Source organism: Bacteroides sp. B1-V-101, assembly GCF_023656585.1.
Classification (GTDB): domain Bacteria; phylum Bacteroidota; class Bacteroidia; order Bacteroidales; family Bacteroidaceae; genus Bacteroides; species Bacteroides thetaiotaomicron.
This window is the reverse complement of sequence record NZ_JAMOKH010000009.1, coordinates 149,246-170,585: the sequence shown is the minus strand read 5'-3', so window position 1 is coordinate 170,585 and position 21,340 is coordinate 149,246. Positions and strand designations below refer to the sequence as shown.

The window sequence follows — 21,340 nt, the reverse complement described above, 5'->3', positions numbered from 1 at the left end:
CTAAATTGTAAATATATAGATGGCAACAAAAGCTTTTCAAAAGATATATACCAAGATTACTCAGATTACCAAGGCTACTTGTTCGCTGAAAGCGACAGGAGTAGGGTATGACGAGCTTGCCACTGTGAACGGTAAACTGGCACAGGTGGTTAAGATTGCCGGTGACGATGTCACTCTGCAGGTATTTGAAGGTACGGAAGGTATTCCTACCAACGCCGAAGTGGTGTTCCTCGGCAAATCGCCTACGTTGAAAGTGAGTGAGCAGTTGGCAGGACGTTTCTTCAATGCTTTCGGTGATCCGATTGACGGAGGTCCGGAAATTGAAGGACAGGAAGTGGAAATCGGTGGTCCGTCAGTGAATCCGGTGCGCCGTAAACAGCCGTCGGAACTGATTGCAACGGGTATTGCCGGTATCGACTTGAATAACACACTGGTATCCGGTCAGAAGATTCCGTTCTTCGCCGACCCCGACCAGCCTTTCAATCAGGTGATGGCAAACGTGGCATTGCGTGCTGAAACAGATAAGATCATTCTGGGCGGTATGGGTATGACGAACGATGACTACCTCTACTTTAAGAATGTATTCTCCAACGCCGGTGCTCTCGACCGTATTGTGAGCTTCATGAATACGACGGAAAATCCTCCGGTAGAACGTCTGCTGATTCCGGATATGGCACTGACTGCTGCCGAATACTTCGCCGTAAACAATAACGAGAAAGTATTGGTACTGTTGACCGATATGACCAGCTACGCCGATGCGTTGGCTATCGTATCCAACCGTATGGATCAGATTCCGTCCAAAGACTCTATGCCGGGTTCGCTCTATTCGGATTTGGCGAAGATTTACGAAAAGGCGGTGCAGTTCCCTTCCGGTGGCTCTATTACGATTATTGCGGTGACAACGTTGTCCGGTGGAGATATCACACATGCTGTGCCTGATAATACGGGTTATATCACAGAAGGACAGTTGTTCTTGCGTCGTGACAGTGATATCGGTAAGGTTATTGTTGACCCGTTCCGTTCATTGTCTCGTCTGAAACAGCTGGTAACCGGTAAGAAGACACGTAAAGACCATCCGCAGGTGATGAATGCCGCTGTACGTCTGTATGCCGATGCTGCAAATGCGAAGACTAAGATGGAAAACGGTTTCGACCTGACAAATTACGACGAACGTACGTTGGCTTTTGCGAAGGACTATTCTAACCAGTTGCTGGCTATTGATGTTAACCTTGATACTACTGAAATGCTGGATGTGGCCTGGGGCTTGTTCGGCGAATACTTCCGTCCGGAAGAAGTAAATATCAAGAAGGAGCTTGTTGACCAGTACTGGCCGAAAGGAGAATAGTCAGCAACTAAATTTATAACCAATAATTAGCAAAAACAACGTGGCTATAAAGTTTCAATATAACAAAACCTCTCTTCAGCAGCTCGAAAAGCAACTGAAAGTGCGGGTGCGTACGCTTCCTATCATCAAGAATAAGGAAAGCGCCCTCCGCATGGAAGTGAAGCGCTGTAAAACGGAAGCTGCCGATCTGGAGGATAGGCTCGAACAACAAATTCAAGCCTATGAAGCCATGTTCGCCCTTTGGAATGAGTTTGACGCTTCATTGATAAAGGTGAATGACGTTCATCTTGGCGTGAAAAAGATTGCGGGTGTACGTGTACCGCTTCTCGAAAATATCGATTTCGAGATACGTCCGTACAGTATGTTTAACGCTCCCAAATGGTATGCCGACGGTATCCATTTGCTGGAGGAACTTGCGCATACGGCAATTGAACGTGAGTTTATGCTCGCCAAGCTGAATCTGCTAGAACATGCGAGGAAAAAGACCACTCAGAAAGTGAATCTTTTTGAGAAGGTACAGATACCGGGCTATCAGGATGCATTGCGAAAGATCAAGAGATTTATGGAAGATGAAGAGAACTTGTCGAAATCATCGCAAAAGATCATGAAGTCCCATCAGGAAAAAAGGAAGGAGGAAGAGGCATGATTACAAAAATGAAGAAACTCACATTCCTGGTTTATCATAAGGAATACGAAGAATTCCTGAACAGTCTGCGCGAACTTGGTGTAGTCCACATCGTGGAGAAACAGCAAGGTGCTGCCGACAATACGGAACTGCAAGAGAATATCCGTCTTTCCAACCGTCTGACAGCTACTCTGAAATTGCTTCAGAATCAGAAGCATGAGAAAGATGCTGTGATCGCAACGGAAGGAGGGACAGCTGCTCGTGGTTTGCAGGTATTGGATGAAGTAGATGCTTTGCAGACTGAACACGGCAAATTGTCTCAGCAATTGCAGGGCTATGCCAAAGAAAAGGAAGCATTGCAGGCATGGGGCAACTTCGATCCGGCAAGTGTCCGGAAGTTGAAAGATGCCGGCTATGTAATCGGTTTCTATAGCTGTTCGGAAGGAAACTACCAGCAAGAATGGGAGACGGAATACAATGCGATGATCATAAATCGTATTTCTTCCAAAGTATTCTTTGTGACTGTCACCAAAGCCGGTCAGGAAGTAGATTTGGACGTTGAGCAGGCAAAACTTCCCGCCTATTCGCTGGCACATCTTGAAACGTTGTATAATACAACGGAGCAGGCTATCGAAGAGAACGAAAAGAAGTTGGTAACACTTTCTGAAACGGATGTGCCTTCCTTGAAGGTTGCTTTGAGGGAGTTGCAGGGACAGATTGAATTCTCGAAAGTAGTATTGAGTTCTGAACAGGCTGCCGGTGATAAACTGATGTTGATTGAAGGATGGGCTCCTGCCTATAGTAAGGTGGAGATAGAAGCCTATCTGAATGACGCACATGTATATTATGAGATAACCGATCCGATGCCGGGTGATAATGTTCCTATTCGATTGAATAACAAGGGATTCTTTGCCTGGTTTGAACCGATCTGTAAATTGTATATGCTTCCGAAGTATAACGAACTGGATTTGACACCGTTCTTCGCCCCGTTCTTTATGATCTTCTTCGGACTCTGTCTGGGAGATTCCGGATATGGACTTTTCCTGTTCCTTGGAGCTACGGCATATCGCTTACTGGCAAAGAAGGTGACTCCGTCAATGAAGTCGATTCTTTCGCTGATACAAGTATTGGCTGTTTCAACTTTCTTCTGCGGGTTGCTGACAGGTACATTCTTCGGAGCGAACATTTATGATCTGGACTGGCCTATCGTGCAACGTCTGAAACACGCGGTGCTGATGGATAATAACGATATGTTCCAGTTATCATTGATTTTGGGTGCTATTCAGATTTTGTTCGGTATGGTGCTAAAAGCAGTCAATCAGACGATTCAGTTTGGTTTCAAATATGCAGTGGCAACGATCGGATGGATTATCCTGTTGGTTTCAATGGCTGTTTCGGCTTTGTTGCCGAATGTGCTGCCAATGGGAGGTACAGTGCATTTGGTTATTCTGGGTATCTCCGGTGCGATGATATTCCTCTATAACAGTCCGGGAAAGAACATATTCATGAATATCGGACTTGGTTTGTGGGATTCATATAACATGGCTACCGGTCTGCTGGGAGATGTTTTGTCCTACGTTCGTCTGTTTGCCCTCGGACTTTCCGGAGGTATTCTGGCGGGAGTGTTCAACAGTCTGGCAGTAGGTATGAGTCCGGATAACGTGATTGCCGGTCCTATCGTAATGGTGCTGATCTTTGTGATCGGTCATGCAATCAACATCTTTATGAATGTGCTTGGTGCAATGGTTCACCCGATGCGTCTGACATTTGTAGAGTTCTTCAAGAACTCCGGTTATGAAGGAGGCGGCAAGGAGTACAAGCCTTTTAGAAATTTAGAATAAAACATTGAGAAATAATAAACTAAGAATTAAACAATAAAAATAGAATAAGATTATGGAAATGAATTTGTTTATTGCCTACATTGGCATCGCGGTTATGGTTGGTTTGTCAGGCATTGGTAGTGCTTACGGAGTAACTATTGCAGGTAACGCTGCTATCGGCGCATTGAAAAAGAATGATAGTGCATTCGGTAACTTCCTGGTATTGACTGCGCTTCCGGGTACACAGGGTCTGTACGGTTTTGCCGGTTACTTTATGTTCCAGACTATCTTCGGTATCTTGACTCCTGAAATCACTGCTATCCAGGCATCGGCAGTTCTCGGTGCAGGTATCGCTTTGGGATTGGTAGCCTTGTTCTCGGCTATCCGTCAGGGACAGGTTTGTGCAAACGGTATCGCTGCTATCGGCCAGGGACACAACGTGTTTAGTAATACATTGATTCTTGCCGTATTCCCGGAACTTTACGCTATCGTTGCTTTGGCTGCCACTTTCTTGATCGGTAGTGCACTTGCGTAAATTTTTCAAGGAAAAAATTTTTTAATAAAGATCTTTCAATCCCCTTGTGAATGCAGCTTTGCGTTCGCAAGGGGATATTCTTTTTTCATGGCGGGCTAACCTTTCTTTCCTCTTATTAACTCATATTTTTCGCATAAAGTATTATTTTTCAAAGAATAATGCGTACTTTTGCACTCGCATACTAAAAAGAGTTTTAATATATTATATGGTAAAAGATTTATTAACCCCCGATTATATCTTCGAGTCCAGCTGGGAAGTATGTAATAAAGTGGGAGGGATATACACCGTATTGTCGACACGGGCGAATACATTGCAGGAAAAATTCCGCGACAGAATTTTTTTCATAGGTCCTGATGTGTGGCAAGGAAAAGAGAACCCTCTATTCATCGAGTCGGATAATCTGTGCGCTGTCTGGAAAACGCATGCACTTGAAAACGATCATCTTTCCGTCCGTATAGGACGATGGAATATACCCGGTGAACCTATTGTCATTCTTGTTGATTTCCAACCTTTTTTTGAAAAGAAGAACGATATATACACAGAAATGTGGAATCGTTTTCAAGTAGACTCGTTGCACGCTTATGGCGATTATGACGAGGCTTCTATGTTTTCGTACGCTGCTGGAAGAGTAGTAGAAAGTTTCTACCGCTACAACCTGACAGAAACGGATAAGGTGGTATATCAGGCACATGAATGGATGACCGGAATGGGAGCACTTTATGTACAGGAAGCTGTCCCCGAAGTTGCTACTATTTTTACAACCCACGCTACTTCCATCGGACGTTCGATAGCCGGCAATCATAAGCCGCTGTATGACTATCTGTTTGCGTATAATGGCGATCAGATGGCGCAGGAACTGAATATGCAGTCGAAGCATTCCATTGAGAAGCAGACGGCGCATCATGTAGACTGTTTTACGACAGTAAGTGAAATCACCAATAACGAGTGCAAGGAATTGCTCGACAAACCGGCAGATGTAGTACTGATGAACGGTTTCGAAGACGATTTCGTACCCAAAGGCAATACATTTACCGGAAAACGTAAGCGTGCGCGCTCATTAATGTTGAACGTAGCCAATAAATTGTTGGGAACAAATCTGGATGATGATACGTTAATCATCGGAACCAGTGGTCGTTATGAATTCAAGAACAAGGGGATCGATGTCTTTCTGGAGTCATTGAACCGCCTGAACAGAGATAAAAACCTGCATAAGAATGTATTGGCATTCATCAATGTACCCGGTTGGGTGGGAGATCCCCGTGAGGATTTACAGGCGCGATTGAAAAGCAAAGAAAAGTTCGACACACCGCTTGAAGTTCCTTTCATCACTCACTGGCTGCACAATATGACGCATGACCAGGTATTGGATATGCTGAAGTATTTAGGAATGGGCAATCGTCCCGAAGATAAAGTAAAGGTGATTTTCGTACCTTGCTATCTGGACGGTCGTGATGGTATTATGAACAAAGAGTATTATGATATATTGCTGGGACAGGATTTGAGCGTTTATGCTTCCTATTACGAACCTTGGGGATATACTCCTTTGGAAAGTGTAGCGTTCCGTGTACCTACAATAACTACTGATCTGGCAGGCTTTGGCCTTTGGGTGAACAGTCTGAAGAATCAGCATGGCATCAATGATGGAGTAGAAGTGCTGCATCGTTCGGACTATAATGATTCGGAAGTGGCGGATGGTATCAAGGATACGATTACGCTCTTTGCGGATAAATCGGAAAAAGAAGTGAAGGAAATCCGCAAACGTGCGGCAGATGTTGCAGAGCAGGCACTGTGGAAGCACTTCATTCAATATTATTATGAGGCTTATGACATTGCTCTGCGCAATGCTCTGAAGCGTCAGTTAAGCTAAAAAAACATTTTATTCATCAATAAGTAAACAAAAACATTATGAAAATTAAAGTTAGTAATGTGAATACTCCGAACTGGAAAGAGGTTACAGTGAAATCACGTATCCCTGCTGAGTTGGAGAAATTGTCCGAAATTTCACGCAACATCTGGTGGGCATGGAATTTTGAAGCGACAGAACTATTTAGAGATCTAGATCCGGAACTTTGGAAAGAATGTGGACAGAATCCTGTGTTGTTGCTGGAACGTATGAGCTATGAGAAGCTGGAAGCTTTGGCAAAAGACAAGGTAATTCTGAGAAGAATGAATGATGTTTATACAAAATTCAGAGATTATCTGGATGTGAAGCCGGATGAGAATCGTCCGTCTGTAGCCTATTTCAGCATGGAATATGGTTTAAGCAGCGTCCTGAAAATATATTCCGGTGGTTTGGGTGTATTGGCTGGCGACTACCTGAAAGAAGCTTCTGACAGCAATGTAGATCTTTGTGCAGTAGGTTTCTTGTACCGTTACGGCTACTTTACTCAAACGTTGTCTATGGACGGTCAGCAGATTGCTAACTATGAAGCACAAAACTTCGGTCAGCTTCCTATCGACCGAGTGATGGATGCGAATGGTCAGCCGTTGGTAGTGGATGTTCCTTATCTGGACTATTATGTACATGCTAACGTATGGCGCGTAAACGTAGGACGTATTTCTTTGTATCTGTTGGATACGGATAATGAAATGAACAGCGAATTCGACCGTCCTATTACTCACCAGCTTTATGGTGGCGACTGGGAAAACCGTCTGAAACAGGAAATCCTGTTGGGTATCGGTGGTATCCTGACACTGAAAGCATTGGGCATCAAAAAAGACGTTTATCATTGTAACGAAGGACACGCTGCATTGATCAATGTTCAGCGTATCTGCGACTATGTAGCTACCGGACTGACATTTGATCAGGCTATCGAGCTGGTTCGCGCTTCTTCTCTTTATACAGTTCATACTCCGGTTCCTGCCGGTCACGACTACTTCGACGAAGGTTTGTTCGGTAAATACATGGGCGGTTACCCTGCAAGAATGGGTATCAGCTGGGATGACCTGATGGACCTTGGACGTAATAATCCGGGGGATAAGGGCGAACGTTTCTGCATGTCAGTATTTGCTTGCAACACTGCTCAGGAAGTAAACGGTGTAAGCTGGCTGCATGGAAAAGTATCTCAGGAGATGTTCTCTACTATCTGGAAAGGTTACTTCCCCGAAGAAATGCACGTAGGTTATGTGACTAACGGTGTTCACTTCCCTACATGGAGTGCTACGGAGTGGAAAGAACTGTACTTTAAATATTTCAATGAAAACTTCTGGTTCGACCAGTCGAATCCTAAGATTTGGGAAGCAATCTATAATGTGCCCGATGAAGAGATCTGGAAGACTCGTATGACGATGAAGAACAAGCTGGTAGATTATATCCGCAAGTCATTCCGTGATACATGGCTGAAGAATCAGGGAGATCCTTCACGTATCGTTTCATTGATGGATAAGATCAATCCGAATGCATTGCTGATCGGTTTCGGCCGTCGTTTTGCTACTTACAAACGTGCGCACCTGCTGTTTACTGATCTGGAACGTCTTTCTAAGATTGTGAACAATCCTGACTATCCGGTACAGTTCCTGTTTACAGGTAAGGCTCACCCGCACGATGGAGCAGGACAGGGGCTGATCAAACGTATTATCGAAATTTCCCGTCGTCCGGAATTCCTGGGTAAGATCATCTTCCTCGAAAACTACGATATGCAGTTGGCGCGTCGTCTGGTTTCCGGTGTTGATATTTGGTTGAATACTCCGACTCGTCCGTTGGAAGCATCCGGTACATCCGGTGAAAAGGCTTTGATGAACGGTGTTGTCAACTTCTCTGTATTAGACGGATGGTGGCTGGAAGGTTACCGTGAAGGTGCAGGTTGGGCGTTGACTGAAAAACGTACATATCAGAATCAGGAACATCAGGATCAGTTGGATGCTGCTACAATCTACAGCATTCTTGAAACCGAAATCCTGCCGTTGTACTATGCTCGTAACAAGAAAGGCTACTCGGAAGGCTGGATCAAGGTAGTGAAGAATTCTATCGCTCAGATCGCTCCTCACTATACGATGAAACGCCAGTTGGACGACTACTACAATAAGTTCTACAATAAGTTGGCAAAACGTTTCCATATGCTGTCTGCTAATGACAATGCAAAAGCAAAAGAAATTGCTGCATGGAAAGAAGAAGTCGTTGCCAAGTGGGATTCTATCGAAATCGTATCTTGCGACAAGCTGGAAGATTTGAAAGCCGGTGATATCGAAAGCGGAAAAGAATATACTATTACTTACGTAATCGATGAAAAAGGCTTGAATGATGCTATAGGGCTTGAACTGGTAACTACTTATACAACTGCGGATGGTAAACAACACGTTTACTCTGTAGAACCGTTCAGCGTTATCAAGAAAGAAGGCGACCTTTACACATTCCAGGTTAAACATAGCCTGTCAAATGCCGGTAGCTTCAAGGTGTCTTACCGTATGTTCCCGAAAAATCCGGAACTTCCGCACCGTCAAGACTTCTGCTACGTACGTTGGTTTATCTGATAGCTTGACGGAGTAGGGAAGTGACGCTTCCCTGCTTGACGTCCCTATATAAAAGAAGCCCCTGCAATTCGAATGATCTAGATTGCAGGGGCTATCTTTTTAAAGTGTTTTATTTGACTACTTCTGCCAATTTAGCCTGAAGACCTTCTCCATGAAGACCACGGGCAATGATAGTACCGTCGCCATCAATCAGAACAGTGTGAGGAATGCTGTTCACTGCATAAAGCTGTGCGCCTTCACTCTGCCAGAACTTCAGGTCAGACATTTGCGGCCAGGTCATATTCAGTTTTTTAATAGACTCTTTCCATGCAGCAGCATCCTGATCCAGAGATACACCGACGATTTCGAAGTTTTTGCCTTTGTACTGAGCGTAAGCTTCTACCAGGTTAGGCATTTCACGACGGCAAGGACCACACCAGCTAGCCCAGAAGTCTACCAGTACCACTTTACCTTTCCCTGCGTAATCAGACAGTTTCACAGTTTTTCCTTCCGGAGTCTGCATTTCGAAGTCAATGAACTTAGTACCTACGGCAGTCTTCTTTTGTTTTTCAGTCTGTTCCTTAACTTTTACGATTGTTTCGTCATTCTGGAAATTAGCCGGGATTTGTTCCAGCAAAGCTGCATTCTCTTCAGTAGAGTTATTGTAGAAAGTCTGTTTGAACAAGAATACACCTACCGGGTTGGTGATGTTTTTCTGTACACCTTCTTTGATTACTTTATCATATTCTTCTTCCAGCCGGGCACCTTCTTTTTGTTTGGCTTCTTTCTGTTCGTCACTCAAAGAAGAATCTCCCATCGCTTCGTAGATAGCGTTCATCTTTTGGCTGATATCATTGATTTGAGTTCTGATTGCCTGGTAAGCGTCATTGTTTGAAGTACCGGTTGCAGAATCATTGTCCTTTGTCAGCGCAATGTTTATTTTACCGTTTTCGAGGAAGAAATCAATCATCAGAGGTTCTCCGTTCACTTCGCAAGTGACATAACGGTTTACTGCAGAATCCTGCGTGCCTTCGAAGGTGAAAGTACCTTTAGAGATGACTGCGGTATCTAGTTTTGTAAGATTTCTGCCTGTTGCTTCCTGAAGGTAAACAGTGTCGCCGTCAGCAGCGCCTTCTACTGTACCTGTGATAACGTATCCGGCTTTGTTTCCGGTACAAGCTACCATACCCAACGCTGCCGTCGCAATAACTAAATAAGTTAACTTTTTCATGCTTTTGTAAAATTAGTGAATAAATATTTATGCAAAGATAGATTTTTTTTCTGTCTGGCATCGAAAAACACTGTTATATTAGATTAACACGTAGGTGGAAATCGTAGAAATGTGTACCTTTGCAGCCCAAACTTTTAGTATGAATATGCAAGAAGACAAATCCATCATTGAGGTTAGCCATGTATCGAAGTTTTTTGGCGACAAAACAGCTTTGGATGATGTAACTCTGAACGTGAAAAAGGGCGAGTTTGTTACGATTCTCGGACCTTCCGGCTGCGGAAAAACGACATTGTTGCGTCTCATTGCCGGTTTTCAGACAGCTTCGGAAGGCGAAATCCGAATATCGGGTAAGGAAATCACACAGACTCCACCCCATAAACGTCCGGTGAACACGGTATTTCAGAAATATGCCCTGTTCCCGCATTTGAATGTATACGACAATATTGCTTTCGGCTTGAAATTGAAAAAGACGCCGAAACAGACAATCGGCAAGAAGGTGAAAGCCGCATTGAAGATGGTTGGTATGACAGATTACGAGTATCGGGATGTAGATTCTCTTTCCGGTGGCCAGCAACAGCGTGTAGCTATTGCCCGTGCCATTGTCAATGAGCCGGAAGTGTTGCTGCTCGACGAACCGTTGGCTGCACTCGACCTTAAAATGCGCAAGGATATGCAGATGGAACTGAAAGAAATGCATAAATCTCTGGGCATTACATTTGTATACGTAACTCATGATCAGGAGGAAGCCTTGACATTGAGTGATACGATTGTCGTGATGAGCGAAGGAAAAATCCAGCAGATCGGTACGCCGATTGATATCTACAATGAGCCGATCAATTCATTTGTGGCGGATTTTATCGGAGAAAGTAATATTCTCAACGGAACGATGATTCATGATAAACTGGTACGCTTTTGTGGTACGGAGTTTGAATGCGTGGACGAAGGTTTCGGTGAAAATACTCCGGTGGACGTAGTCATTCGTCCGGAAGACCTTTATATTTTCCCGGTTTCGGAGATGGCGCAACTGACCGGTGTGGTACAGACTTCGATCTTCAAAGGGGTACACTATGAAATGACTGTGCTTTGTGGCGGATATGAGTTCCTTGTTCAGGATTATCATCATTTTGAAGTCGGTGCGGAAGTGGGGCTGCTGGTGAAGCCGTTTGATATTCATATTATGAAGAAAGAACGTGTATGCAATACATTTGAAGGAAAGTTGCAGGATGCTACTCATGTAGAGTTCCTGGGCTGTACGTTCGAATGTGCCTCTGTGGAAGGGCTGGAATCCGGTACGGATGTCAAGGTCGAAGTAGACTTTGATAAAGTGATCCTGCAGGATAACGAAGAAGACGGTACGCTGACGGGAGAAGTGAAGTTCATCCTTTATAAAGGTGATCATTACCATCTGACTGTATGGTCTGACTGGGACGAGAATGTGTTTGTGGATACGAACGATGTCTGGGATGACGGAGACCGTGTGGGTATTACTATCCCTCCGGATGCGATTCGTGTAATTAAAATAACCGATTAACAGGAAAGGAAGTGAATAAGAAGTTTATAGTATTTTTGTCATCACGTAAGAGCTGGACTCTTCCTTACATTATTTTCTCGGCGATCTTTGTGGTCATACCGTTGGTTCTAATTGTCGTGTATGCGTTTACCGATGATAACGGTCATCTGACACTCGCCAATTTTCAGAAATTCTTCGAACATCCCGAAGCGATCAATACCTTCGTCTATTCCATAGGTATTGCCATTATTACGACTCTTATCTGTATCCTGCTGGGATATCCCGCAGCCTGGATATTAAGCAACAGCAAGCTGAACCGTTCCAAAACAATGGTGGTGTTGTTTATCCTGCCCATGTGGGTGAATATTCTGGTACGTACCCTTGCCACTGTCGCTTTATTCGACTTTTTCAGCGTTCCGCTGGGGGAGGGAGCACTGATCTTCGGTATGGTTTACAACTTTATCCCCTTCATGATCTATCCCATCTATAACACATTGCAGAAGATGGACCATAGCTACATTGAGGCGGCGCAGGACTTGGGGGCTAATCCTGTACAGGTCTTTTTCAAAGCAGTTCTCCCGCTTTCCATGCCGGGAGTCATGAGCGGTATCATGATGGTGTTTATGCCGACTATTTCGACATTCGCCATTGCCGAACTGCTGACGATGAACAATATCAAACTCTTTGGTACTACCATTCAGGAGAATATCAATAACAGTATGTGGAACTATGGGGCAGCACTTTCGCTGATCATGCTGCTGCTGATAGCCGCGACTTCACTGTTCAGTACCGATGATAAGGATAATACGAACGAAGGAGGTGGGCTATGGTAAAGAAGATATTCGCTCAGACTTACCTGTGGGTATTACTGCTGTTGCTATATTCCCCTATTGTGATCATTGTGATTTACTCTTTTACCGAGGCGAAGGTATTAGGTAACTGGACCGGGTTTTCGACCAAACTTTATTCATCGCTATTTAATACAGGTGCCCATCATTCTCTGATGAATGCTCTGATCAATACCATTACCATTGCGCTGCTGGCTGCCACGGCATCTACCTTGTTGGGCAGCATCGCTGCCATCGGCATCTTCAACTTAAAAGCACGCTCGCGCAAGGCGATTGGTTTTGTGAATAGTATTCCTATTCTGAACGGTGATATCATAACCGGTATATCGCTTTTCCTTTTATTCGTATCTCTCGGAATCACGCAGGGATATACCACAGTGGTACTGGCGCACATCACTTTTTGTACTCCTTACGTCGTATTAAGCGTTCTGCCGCGCCTGAAACAAATGAATCCGAACATTTATGAAGCTGCCCTCGATTTGGGAGCTACACCTATGCAGGCTTTGCGGAAGGTAATCATTCCGGAGATTCGTCCGGGAATGATCAGTGGCTTTATGCTTGCACTGACGCTTTCAATCGATGATTTTGCCGTAACTGTATTTACCATCGGTAATCAAGGGCTGGAAACGCTTTCCACCTATATCTATGCCGATGCCCGCAAGGGAGGTCTGACTCCTGAGCTCCGCCCGTTGTCCGCCATTATTTTTGTGGTGGTACTGGCTTTACTGATAGTGATTAATTACCGTGCCGGAAAAACGAAGAAGAAAGAATCATGAACATGTGCTGCTACGTAAATAAAATGAAAAGAATAGTTGCTGTTAACTTGTTTTTGCTGGTGCTGGCTGGTTTTCTGAGCGGTTGCTACAATTCCGGTGAGTCACGCGAGAGAGTCCTTAAGATCTATAACTGGGCAGATTATATAGGAGAAGGTGTACTCGAAGATTTCCAGGCGTACTATAAAGAACAGACAGGTGAAGATATCCACATCGTCTATCAGACATTCGACATCAACGAGATCATGTTGACGAAAATAGAAAAGGGACATGAGGATTTTGATGTGGTTTGTCCTTCGGAATATATCATTGAGAGAATGCTGAAAAAGCATCTGTTGTTGCCTATTGACACCACTTTCGCTCATTCCCCTAATTACATGAATAATGTGTCACCATTTATTCGCGAACAGATTAATAAACTGAGTCAGCCGGGTGAAGAAGCAAGCCGTTACGCTGTCTGCTATATGTGGGGGACCGCAGGTATTCTTTATAACCGGGCATACGTTCCCGATTCCGACGCTTTCTCCTGGGAATGTCTTTGGGATAAGAAATATGCAGGAAAGATTCTGATGAAAGACAGTTACCGTGACGCTTATGGAACAGCCGTTATCTATGCCCATGCCAAAGAGCTGGAAGAAGGGACGGTGACGGTGGAAGACCTGATGAATGATTACTCGCCACGTGCTATGGAGGTAGCCGAAAAGTATCTGAAAGCTATGAAACCGAATATTGCCGGTTGGGAAGCGGACTTCGGTAAGGAGATGATGACGAAGAATAAAGCTTGGCTGAATATGACCTGGAGTGGCGATGCGATATGGGCGATTGAAGAGGCGAATGCGGTAGGAGTGGACCTTGACTACGTGGTTCCGAAAGAAGGAAGTAATATCTGGTATGATGGCTGGGTGATTCCTAAATATGCGAAGAATCCGGTGGCTGCCAGCTACTTTATCAACTTTATGTGCCGTCCGGACATTGCGTTGCGTAATATGGATTTCTGTGGATATGTGAGTTCTATCGCTACACCGGAGATTCTGGAAGAGAAAGTGGATACGACTCTGGATTATTATGCGGATTTAAGTTATTTCTTCGGTCCGGATGCCGACAGCATACAGATTGATAAGATTCAATATCCCGACCGTAAGGTGGTGGAACGCTGCGCTATGATTCGTGACTTCGGAGATAAAACCAAAGAGGTACTGGATATCTGGTCACGCATCAAAGGTGACAACTTGGGGTAGGCATTACTATTCTGATTTTTGTTGTTGTAGCCTTGATGAGCGGATGGATGATTTATAAGAGATGGCAACGCTACAGCCGTCGGAAACAACAAAATCGCAGAAGCAGAAGAAAGAGAAAAAAGAATGTGAAGCGGTAAGTTAAAAACACCCGGTAATAAGCGGTGGATGATAAACGAATGATACGGTTAAAACCGGGCATCGTTTGTCATCCACCGTTTTTTATCCTACTCTTTTCATAGAACGGATGATGCCTTTCGTCTATAAAAAAAAGAGTGCGTCTTCTTTCGCAGACACACTCTCTTTTACATTTTATTCTGTAAATAATTAAACAGTCACCTTATTTCTTAGTCATATCAAAAGAAAAGGTCGTTGCCGGAAATTTATCAAACCGTTCTTCATTTACTGTAACTTCTGTTGCCTGAATAGCAAACTTCAGTTTCTGACCTTCATAAGCATAACTGCCTTTTTCGTCAGCTTTGATTGTCACTTTTACGGTGAGTTTAGGAGTTTCTTCTTCCCCTTCAGTTTTTCTTATGGGTTGTGGTTTCATTGCAATTTCCAATACCAAGGGTTCAGGTGACATTTGAAGTAAGATATTGTCTTTATTGTCGTTGAAAGCTGCCTGATAAGGGATTTTGTATTCTACATCTCCTACCGCTTTGATGATGGCTTCGGCTGCGTCCGGATCTTCGATAATGCTTTTGATCAGATCCTCTACCGGGAATTTGCTGATTAATATATGATTATCTTTTAATTCGGCATTTACGGTGACTCCGTCTTCAGCTTCATTCTCTGCATTTTCCAAAGGAGCGATAGAGGTTGTCTGCATTTTGCCGGAATAGGTGCCTTCTACATCTTTGAGAGAATATACCGGAATATTTTCATCATCATCACTACTACAAGAGGTAAAGATACTGGTCATACCCAATGCCATTACCAATAAAACAAAACGACTTAAGCAACATACTTTTTTCATTTTAGTTAAAGTTTTCATACTTGTTAAACAAATTAGGTTATTAATTCTCAAAATTAAGGTGTACGTACATAGAGTAAATACCGGAAATAACGAAATACTGCATCATGGAAATAAAAAAGTACTCCAGTCACTTTCTCCGTAAATACCACGCTGGAGTACCTCCGGACATATTTTTATATGTTCGTTTTATTCCGACTATTTTTTCTTGATAGATTCTTTAGGGGTAATTCCGAAGTATTCTTTATATCTGTTGCGGAAGTTTTTTACATCTTTCAATCCGATCATTTCCGGTATGGTGCCGACAGGATATTTCCCACTTTCTAACAATTCATGTGCCTTCTCCATTCGAATAGCTTCAATAAAGACAGTGGGAGCTTCACCGGTCAGCGTTTTCCACCTGTTGTAGAATTTAGTTCTGCTCATTCTTAAGTGTGAAGCAATTGCATCAATAGTCAGGTCTTCGTGCTCTATTCGTTCCAGAATATAATCTTTCACTTCATTGATCAATGAGTTTTTAGCCCCCTCAGTAGCTTCCTTTATGATTTCTACTGGTTGTACTTGCAGAAAATGTTCTCCGAATACTTTGTGCAGGAATGCTTTTCTAAGAAGGCGGCTATTTCTGATAAGAACAGCAATCTCTATTTTTAAATCCTCCACATGAAAGGGGGTATGCATAAATGTATCTGCCAATGACGCTTCCCTTTTACTGCGTTGGTCGGCATCTATGTGCGATCCGTAAAGGATGACTGGTATAATAGATGTTTCTTTAGACGTCTTCAGTCTTGAAGAAAGTTCATCACCGCCCATTCCGTTGAGCACTGTATCGCATATTACCAGATCCGGATGTTCATTTTTGATATATCCCAATGCGTCCGCTCCGTTTTCAAAACCTCTGACTATGTATTCCTCTGATAAACAGGTCTCCAGATAGGATCTGAATTCTTCGTTACTGTCGACCATAATCACGACAGGTCTGGATGAATTTCTTTTCTGTGAACTTTTGTGGAATAAGGCATCAATCTTTTCTTCCTCTATATTCTTCTCTATATGAACCAAACTGCGTTCGGATACATTTTCATAAGAGGGTTTTACAGGAAAACGTAATGTGATCGTATGACATGAATTATTGATTAATATTTCTCCATTGCATATTTCTGTCAGTTTTTTGCATAAAGCACTTTTTGCAAAGTAATATTTAGGTTCTGTTTTTTGTTTAATAAGATGTTTACCGGAGCATTTATAGCATTTGATTAGGTTTTCATTTCCAGTATAACTCGCTTTAATTATCCAATATTTGTTGCATAAAGATGCGTGTATAATAACTTTTTTTGAATATTCTGTATGATCTATTATATTCTTTATGAATTTCTCTATTACGGGAGATATTTTACTTTGATCTATCCACACGCTTGCATATTTGAATTCTGTTTGGATTTCTAATTTAATATGTCTGTTTGCTGCGTGATCTTTCAGAGAAGATATTTTATTTTTAAGGAAATTTCCTAATTCATGTTCCGTAATATTCATTTTTTTGGAATGAGCGGCTATTTGCTTCAGGTCCATTAATCTGGTTAAATGATCATTAAGGCAATCTATGTTGCGGATAGCCAGTGACAGCTCTTTTTTGATATTGTCTGGACAGTTATTACTATAGGTTGACTTTAAAGGCGTATGAAGCAATGTGATTGGGGTGCGAATGTTTCGGAAGGAATCCATGAAGTACTGATTTTCTTCTTTTAAGAAAGCAATTTCTTTCCGCATGGCAAAAGAATGAGACAAGAACCAATACAATAAAAGTATTCCTGCTGTTGAAAATAAAATTGGAAATAATTCACTTTGGGTGGTTGTAACTGCGATAATAGAAGTGTATAATGACGTTATAATTAAATATTTCATATTAATCTGTTTTTTTAGTAACGTCACTTGGTGAAATTGATCTATTCCTCTTGTTCGGGTTTGAAGCAAGGAAAAATGCACAGTATTATGGTCTCATGATTGTATATCAATAAGTTCAAATAACATGATCTCAAAATTATTTGTTCTTTGAAGGCTGATATCGGGAATGCGTAGTATATATGTAGAGTTTTAATTCTAATGTTTGAACCCTTTTGAAAGGAATAGGGCAAATCTCCTCCAAGTAACAATAATTAATTTGATTATTTTTTATTAAACATAAATGTTAAATATATTGTAAGTAATGCGGGCTGCTCAGGAGGTGCCCGTGCTTTTGGTTGGGTACTTTTGGAATAACTTCCATTTAGTACCAATTCAGATTCTCTCATTTTTGGGTTTTTGGATAATATATACGTATTTTTTTATAATATAATATTGCTTGTTCTTATGAGGTAAATATACGCCATAGTTATAAAAAATTGATATAATATCTGATTAAAAATAGAGACTTGTTACTTTTTGTATGATGTTTGCGATAAAATGTATTGAAAACTTGTATATTTTTAATACAATGTTATATTTATTGTTCGTAGAAAATAATAATGCTTGCTTATTTAAGGTTCTGCTTATTATTAATTTATGTTTAATAAAATCATAATTAGATCAAAACAGTCATGGAATTCTTTGTTTTTATTCCTGATTTGGGAGATTGATACGTAGATTTATAGTATGGTTCTATGGAGTATGCTTAATAAATTGGTATAATGCTATATATCTTTTCCTATATTTATCAGGTTGGTTTGAAGCATTCTACCATATGAATTAATAAATTCTCGCCAGCTATTAGCTGTTTGTTGCTTATGTTTTATTCTGTTGCACTTGTATAGCTACAGGGATACATAACTGTAGCAGACTTGTTGCACTAGTCTGCCTGTCTGATTACTCGACTGTAACTTTATTGTTTCTTTATGATTGGATAGGGGGGAGTGAAAAAGTGCAGTTTTCTTCTATGAAAAAGTGAAAAGTATATAGATGATTTTTGTAAACTTGTAGGAAAAAGAACTGTTTTGGGACTTAAAGTGTTGATTAGTAATGCTGTGACATTTTTGTTTTTCCCCTTATAATAATTAGGTTAGATACAAAAATGTCACAGCATTCATCTGATTATCCTCGGTTGCTACTTCTCTTCTTTTCTTGCCCGTAACTTTCCCTCCAGTTAATTATATGAGCGTTAGAAGAGCGAGTAGCTTCCGAAGGATATATTATCTAATAAATGTTATATGAGTAATTCTTCACATGTTTCCTTCACTAAAAAGGAACATGTGAAGAAATACATTACTCTCTCACTTTAAACTACTTCCCCCTCTTTTGTTGAAAGAGGGAGAAGTGTATTTTAATACTTTATCAAGTATGATGCTTTAAATCCTTTGATTAATAATTCTTTGGATAAGAATTACCGTCATAAGTACAAGTAGACTTGAAAGCTCCTTTTGCAACACCATTCAATACGCTTACAATGTTGTTGGCTCTAAGGTCATAGTAACCAATAGCACCAAAACCTTTATTTGCAACTTGTGTTGCATAAAGTTGGGCACTACTAGCAGATGGGGTACTGTTAAGGTTGATGGTTAATGGTGCCCATTTACTGTTCGGCATACCAAAATCTGTACCCCATGATGGATAGTTGAAGAATGCGTAAATGCCATAGTCAATATAGCTATTAACTCCTGTAAGCTCACTTGTGTAGCCATAATTGAATACAGTAATCGTCTTACTTGGCATTTTGTTATGGAGCGCAGTAATCAAATTAGAGAAAGAACCTGTACTTCCAGATGGATAACCATTTCTACCGTATTCAGCCCATTCGTCGTCAAAGTCTACACCATCTAATCCATATTGACTAACAGCATTGGCAACGGCGGTAGCAAACTGTTCAGTCTGAGCTGAATTCATGTTTGCGAATCCGAGTCCTGTATGGTCACCTAATAGACCGAGTAAAACTTTGATACCTTTGTCTTGAAGAGGCTTAATCAGAGTGTCTTTGTGGTCCAAAATGTACTGTACATTTGGATTGTTATATAAAGTAGCGTCTGAGCCTACACCTCTTATGTTGGCAGCGAACAGAATTACATAATCGAAAAATGGAGCATCATCCATAATATATGACCCTGCATTAAGAGGATTGATATCATTTACTTCAATATAAACGATGTTTTTAATACCTGTGGCCGAACGAGTGACTACTTCAGATTGATTATTATCTGATTGATTTACTGGCATTTCTTCTTGTGAGCATGCGCAAAATGCAAATATAGCGATAGATGACGCTAAAATTTTATACAAGTTTTTCATAATGTAAATTTTAAAATTGATTTAATGATTTTTCTTTTCTTATAATCAATGCGGAAGACATGTCTTTGGCATTGATAGGATACGTGTTTGGTGGAAGTTCCTCCTTCATAGTCTGATTTTTATGCGTAAATATTCTGCATCTCCTTTCTCAGTTTGTCCATATTCACAGATGCTTTATAAATATGAATGTTATATCTTAATAATCTTTAGGCATGAGAAGATCATGAATGTTGAGGTATTGATTATTTGGAGAGTTAATACCTGTTACAAAATATTCTTTTTCCATATCACATAAGTTACAGATAGCACCATAAGCCATATAAGTCGGTGCATAAGATTCTGTTCCTGCACTAACATAGTCTACTCTATTTACTACAAATACATGGTTTATTCCAGCGGTTATCATTGGTGAGGGTTGAGTAAACATTTCTATCACTTGATCTAAAATATTAGTTTGTTCACTTGATATATGTATATCAGTGTTCAAAGCTCCCCATTTTTCTTTGTTTAATCCTGCAATAGGACGTGTCCATTTTTCAGGAGTACTCCAAGGATCAATAATTGTGTTCAATTGATCACACCAAGCATAATCTACAAGTTCTCCTAATTTCAAATTAGCGTCATTAGTAATCCCTTCCGGAGATTCAGAAGTTTGTGTATAGGTTATGATCTTGTTTCCTAGCTTATCTCGTAAAGATGCTACGAATTTGCATAGATTGTTTGAGTAATTAATGTTTTCATTACTTTCTTCATAGGAGAAATTAGCATCATATAGATTGACTCCATCTAAATGATATATATCAATCACTTGTTTTATTCTTTCTACAAATATCATCATTTCTTTTTCTCCCAGATTGGAAAACCCAATTCCTTCTCCGGCTCCCTTAATGGCAAGGCAAACTTTGTGATCCAACTGTTGTAATGGTACAATGTACTTCTCACGTTTTTTTAGTACGTATGCCAGATCATCTTTTAGATATAAGGATGGCAACTGATTATCGTCTGCCTTGACGGTAGCGAACTGTAGGTTGATTATATCGAATGGATTGTAGTAATCTACTTCTGGTGATGAAAGAGACAGAGATTCAAAATAGAGCTTGTTGAGCAGTAGAGGATTGGTGAATTCGGGATCTACCCCTGCTATCTGAATGAAGTTTTTCTTTATGGCGTTATATTCGGCAGGAGCCATTCCCCATACATTAATTATATAATATAATGTTTTGCGTTCACTAGACATGGCCGGGGAACTATTGTTCTCTTCCACTGTCAGAGGGAGTACATAAATAACAGAATCTTCTATGGCTTCATCATATTTGAAAGCAATAGAGACAGAGTTTGACTGCTGTTCTCCTTTCTCTATTGTCATTTTTCCACTGTTACCTAAATCTACGTATTCTGTAGGATACAGAGGGTAATTCGTTCCGTGTTTCGAATTGAAGTCCAGTACTTTGGATTCGTCTACTTTTACGGTATAATTTCCTGTTTGTGAAGCCGGTTCTGTTAAGCTGATGTGAAATTGATCGCTCAAACTGGCATGGTCCATGTTTATCTGCGGGTTTTCCATCGCATAATTATCGCTTTGTAATATACCCATAGAAAGACCTATACCTCCGGTTTCGGGGAATGTGCCGGCATCGATAGTAAGATCGTTATTTTCGCAGGCAGTCCCAATAAAACCTGCCGCAAATGCCAGAATCAGTATATGTTTCAATATTTGTTTCATATTTTGATTTTTATAAGTTTCT

General features: G+C 41.4%; 14 protein-coding genes and 1 pseudogene. 10 read left to right on the top strand and 5 right to left on the bottom strand.

Features of this window, described 5'->3' with window-relative positions:
- The first annotated feature begins 19 nt into the window (after positions 1-19).
- The 6 genes from NBH01_RS09420 (at position 20) to NBH01_RS09395 (ending at position 8,795) form a co-directional block, all read left to right on the top strand.
- The gene (locus tag NBH01_RS09420) at positions 20-1,345 is read left to right on the top strand and encodes a V-type ATP synthase subunit B (protein WP_008762991.1); all 1,326 of its coding nucleotides are present in this window, start codon (positions 20-22) and stop codon (positions 1,343-1,345) included.
- 40 nt (positions 1,346-1,385) lie between these two features.
- Positions 1,386-1,991 (top strand): V-type ATP synthase subunit D, encoded by a 606-nt coding sequence (locus NBH01_RS09415; protein ID WP_008762992.1) that lies wholly within the window; start codon positions 1,386-1,388, stop codon positions 1,989-1,991.
- Positions 1,988-3,811 carry a V-type ATP synthase subunit I gene (locus NBH01_RS09410; RefSeq protein ID WP_032850648.1) on the top strand — a complete coding sequence of 608 codons (1,824 nt, stop codon included), beginning with the start codon at positions 1,988-1,990 and terminating at the stop codon, positions 3,809-3,811. The genes NBH01_RS09415 and NBH01_RS09410 overlap by 4 nt, the downstream gene beginning before the upstream one ends.
- 52 nt (positions 3,812-3,863) lie before the next feature.
- The gene (locus NBH01_RS09405; protein ID WP_005675599.1) at positions 3,864-4,325 is read left to right on the top strand and encodes a V-type ATP synthase subunit K; all 462 of its coding nucleotides are present in this window, start codon (positions 3,864-3,866) and stop codon (positions 4,323-4,325) included.
- A gap of 205 nt (positions 4,326-4,530) precedes the next feature.
- Positions 4,531-6,192 carry a glycogen/starch synthase gene (locus NBH01_RS09400; RefSeq protein ID WP_062694885.1) on the top strand — a complete coding sequence of 554 codons (1,662 nt, stop codon included), beginning with the start codon at positions 4,531-4,533 and terminating at the stop codon, positions 6,190-6,192.
- A gap of 38 nt (positions 6,193-6,230) precedes the next feature.
- On the top strand, positions 6,231-8,795 hold the full coding sequence (locus NBH01_RS09395) for a glycosyltransferase family 1 protein (protein WP_008762995.1): 2,565 nt from the start codon (positions 6,231-6,233) through the stop codon (positions 8,793-8,795).
- A gap of 109 nt (positions 8,796-8,904) precedes the next feature.
- Here NBH01_RS09395 and NBH01_RS09390 read toward each other — a convergent pair whose 3' ends face one another.
- Positions 8,905-10,005 carry a TlpA disulfide reductase family protein gene (locus NBH01_RS09390; protein ID WP_008762996.1) on the bottom strand — a complete coding sequence of 367 codons (1,101 nt, stop codon included), beginning with the start codon at positions 10,003-10,005 and terminating at the stop codon, positions 8,905-8,907.
- Between the two features lie 139 nt (positions 10,006-10,144).
- Between NBH01_RS09390 and NBH01_RS09385 the strand changes: the two genes are divergently transcribed.
- The 4 genes and pseudogenes from NBH01_RS09385 to NBH01_RS09370 all read left to right on the top strand — a co-directional run bounded on the left by NBH01_RS09385 (position 10,145) and on the right by NBH01_RS09370 (position 14,511).
- On the top strand, positions 10,145-11,536 hold the full coding sequence (locus tag NBH01_RS09385) for a polyamine ABC transporter ATP-binding protein (protein ID WP_008762997.1): 1,392 nt from the start codon (positions 10,145-10,147) through the stop codon (positions 11,534-11,536).
- An 11-nt stretch (positions 11,537-11,547) separates the two neighbouring features.
- Positions 11,548-12,348 carry an ABC transporter permease gene (locus tag NBH01_RS09380; RefSeq protein WP_008762998.1) on the top strand — a complete coding sequence of 267 codons (801 nt, stop codon included), beginning with the start codon at positions 11,548-11,550 and terminating at the stop codon, positions 12,346-12,348.
- Positions 12,342-13,139, top strand: coding sequence for an ABC transporter permease (locus NBH01_RS09375; RefSeq protein WP_008762999.1), 798 nt, complete (start codon positions 12,342-12,344; stop codon positions 13,137-13,139). The genes NBH01_RS09380 and NBH01_RS09375 overlap by 7 nt, the downstream gene beginning before the upstream one ends.
- Before the next feature lie 23 nt (positions 13,140-13,162).
- Positions 13,163-14,511, top strand: a pseudogene (locus tag NBH01_RS09370) (ABC transporter substrate-binding protein).
- 200 nt (positions 14,512-14,711) lie between these two features.
- On the opposite strand, the gene NBH01_RS09365 reads toward NBH01_RS09370, so the two are convergent.
- From NBH01_RS09365 to NBH01_RS09350, 4 genes are all read right to left on the bottom strand, one after another.
- Complete coding sequence (locus tag NBH01_RS09365) at positions 14,712-15,368, bottom strand: DUF4840 domain-containing protein (protein WP_062694887.1); 657 nt, start codon at positions 15,366-15,368, stop codon at positions 14,712-14,714.
- Positions 15,369-15,545: 177 nt separating this feature from the next.
- Entirely contained in the window at positions 15,546-17,246 is a 1,701-nt protein-coding gene (locus NBH01_RS09360; protein ID WP_250700079.1) for a response regulator transcription factor, read from the bottom strand.
- A 1,428-nt stretch (positions 17,247-18,674) separates the two neighbouring features.
- The gene (locus NBH01_RS09355) at positions 18,675-19,595 is read right to left on the bottom strand and encodes a glycosyl hydrolase family 18 protein (protein WP_234141106.1); all 921 of its coding nucleotides are present in this window, start codon (positions 19,593-19,595) and stop codon (positions 18,675-18,677) included.
- Between the two features lie 196 nt (positions 19,596-19,791).
- Positions 19,792-21,318, bottom strand: a complete 1,527-nt coding sequence (locus NBH01_RS09350) for a BT_3987 domain-containing protein (protein WP_118307495.1) — start codon at positions 21,316-21,318, stop codon at positions 19,792-19,794.
- Positions 21,319-21,340 lie beyond the last annotated feature (22 nt).

Excerpts from the sequence above, each read along its gene's own strand:
- NBH01_RS09420 (WP_008762991.1), top strand. The coding sequence starts at position 20 with ATGGCAACAAAAGCTTTTCAAAAGATATATACCAAGATTACTCAGATT.
- NBH01_RS09410 (WP_032850648.1), top strand. The coding sequence starts at position 1,988 with ATGATTACAAAAATGAAGAAACTCACATTCCTGGTTTATCATAAGGAA.
- NBH01_RS09405 (WP_005675599.1), top strand. The coding sequence starts at position 3,864 with ATGGAAATGAATTTGTTTATTGCCTACATTGGCATCGCGGTTATGGTT.
- NBH01_RS09400 (WP_062694885.1), top strand. The coding sequence starts at position 4,531 with ATGGTAAAAGATTTATTAACCCCCGATTATATCTTCGAGTCCAGCTGG.
- NBH01_RS09395 (WP_008762995.1), top strand. The coding sequence starts at position 6,231 with ATGAAAATTAAAGTTAGTAATGTGAATACTCCGAACTGGAAAGAGGTT.
- NBH01_RS09390 (WP_008762996.1), bottom strand. The coding sequence starts at position 10,005 with ATGAAAAAGTTAACTTATTTAGTTATTGCGACGGCAGCGTTGGGTATG.
- NBH01_RS09385 (WP_008762997.1), top strand. The coding sequence starts at position 10,145 with ATGAATATGCAAGAAGACAAATCCATCATTGAGGTTAGCCATGTATCG.
- NBH01_RS09375 (WP_008762999.1), top strand. The coding sequence starts at position 12,342 with ATGGTAAAGAAGATATTCGCTCAGACTTACCTGTGGGTATTACTGCTG.
- NBH01_RS09365 (WP_062694887.1), bottom strand. The coding sequence starts at position 15,368 with ATGAAAACTTTAACTAAAATGAAAAAAGTATGTTGCTTAAGTCGTTTT.
- NBH01_RS09360 (WP_250700079.1), bottom strand. The coding sequence starts at position 17,246 with ATGAAATATTTAATTATAACGTCATTATACACTTCTATTATCGCAGTT.
- NBH01_RS09355 (WP_234141106.1), bottom strand. The coding sequence starts at position 19,595 with ATGAAAAACTTGTATAAAATTTTAGCGTCATCTATCGCTATATTTGCA.
- NBH01_RS09350 (WP_118307495.1), bottom strand. The coding sequence starts at position 21,318 with ATGAAACAAATATTGAAACATATACTGATTCTGGCATTTGCGGCAGGT.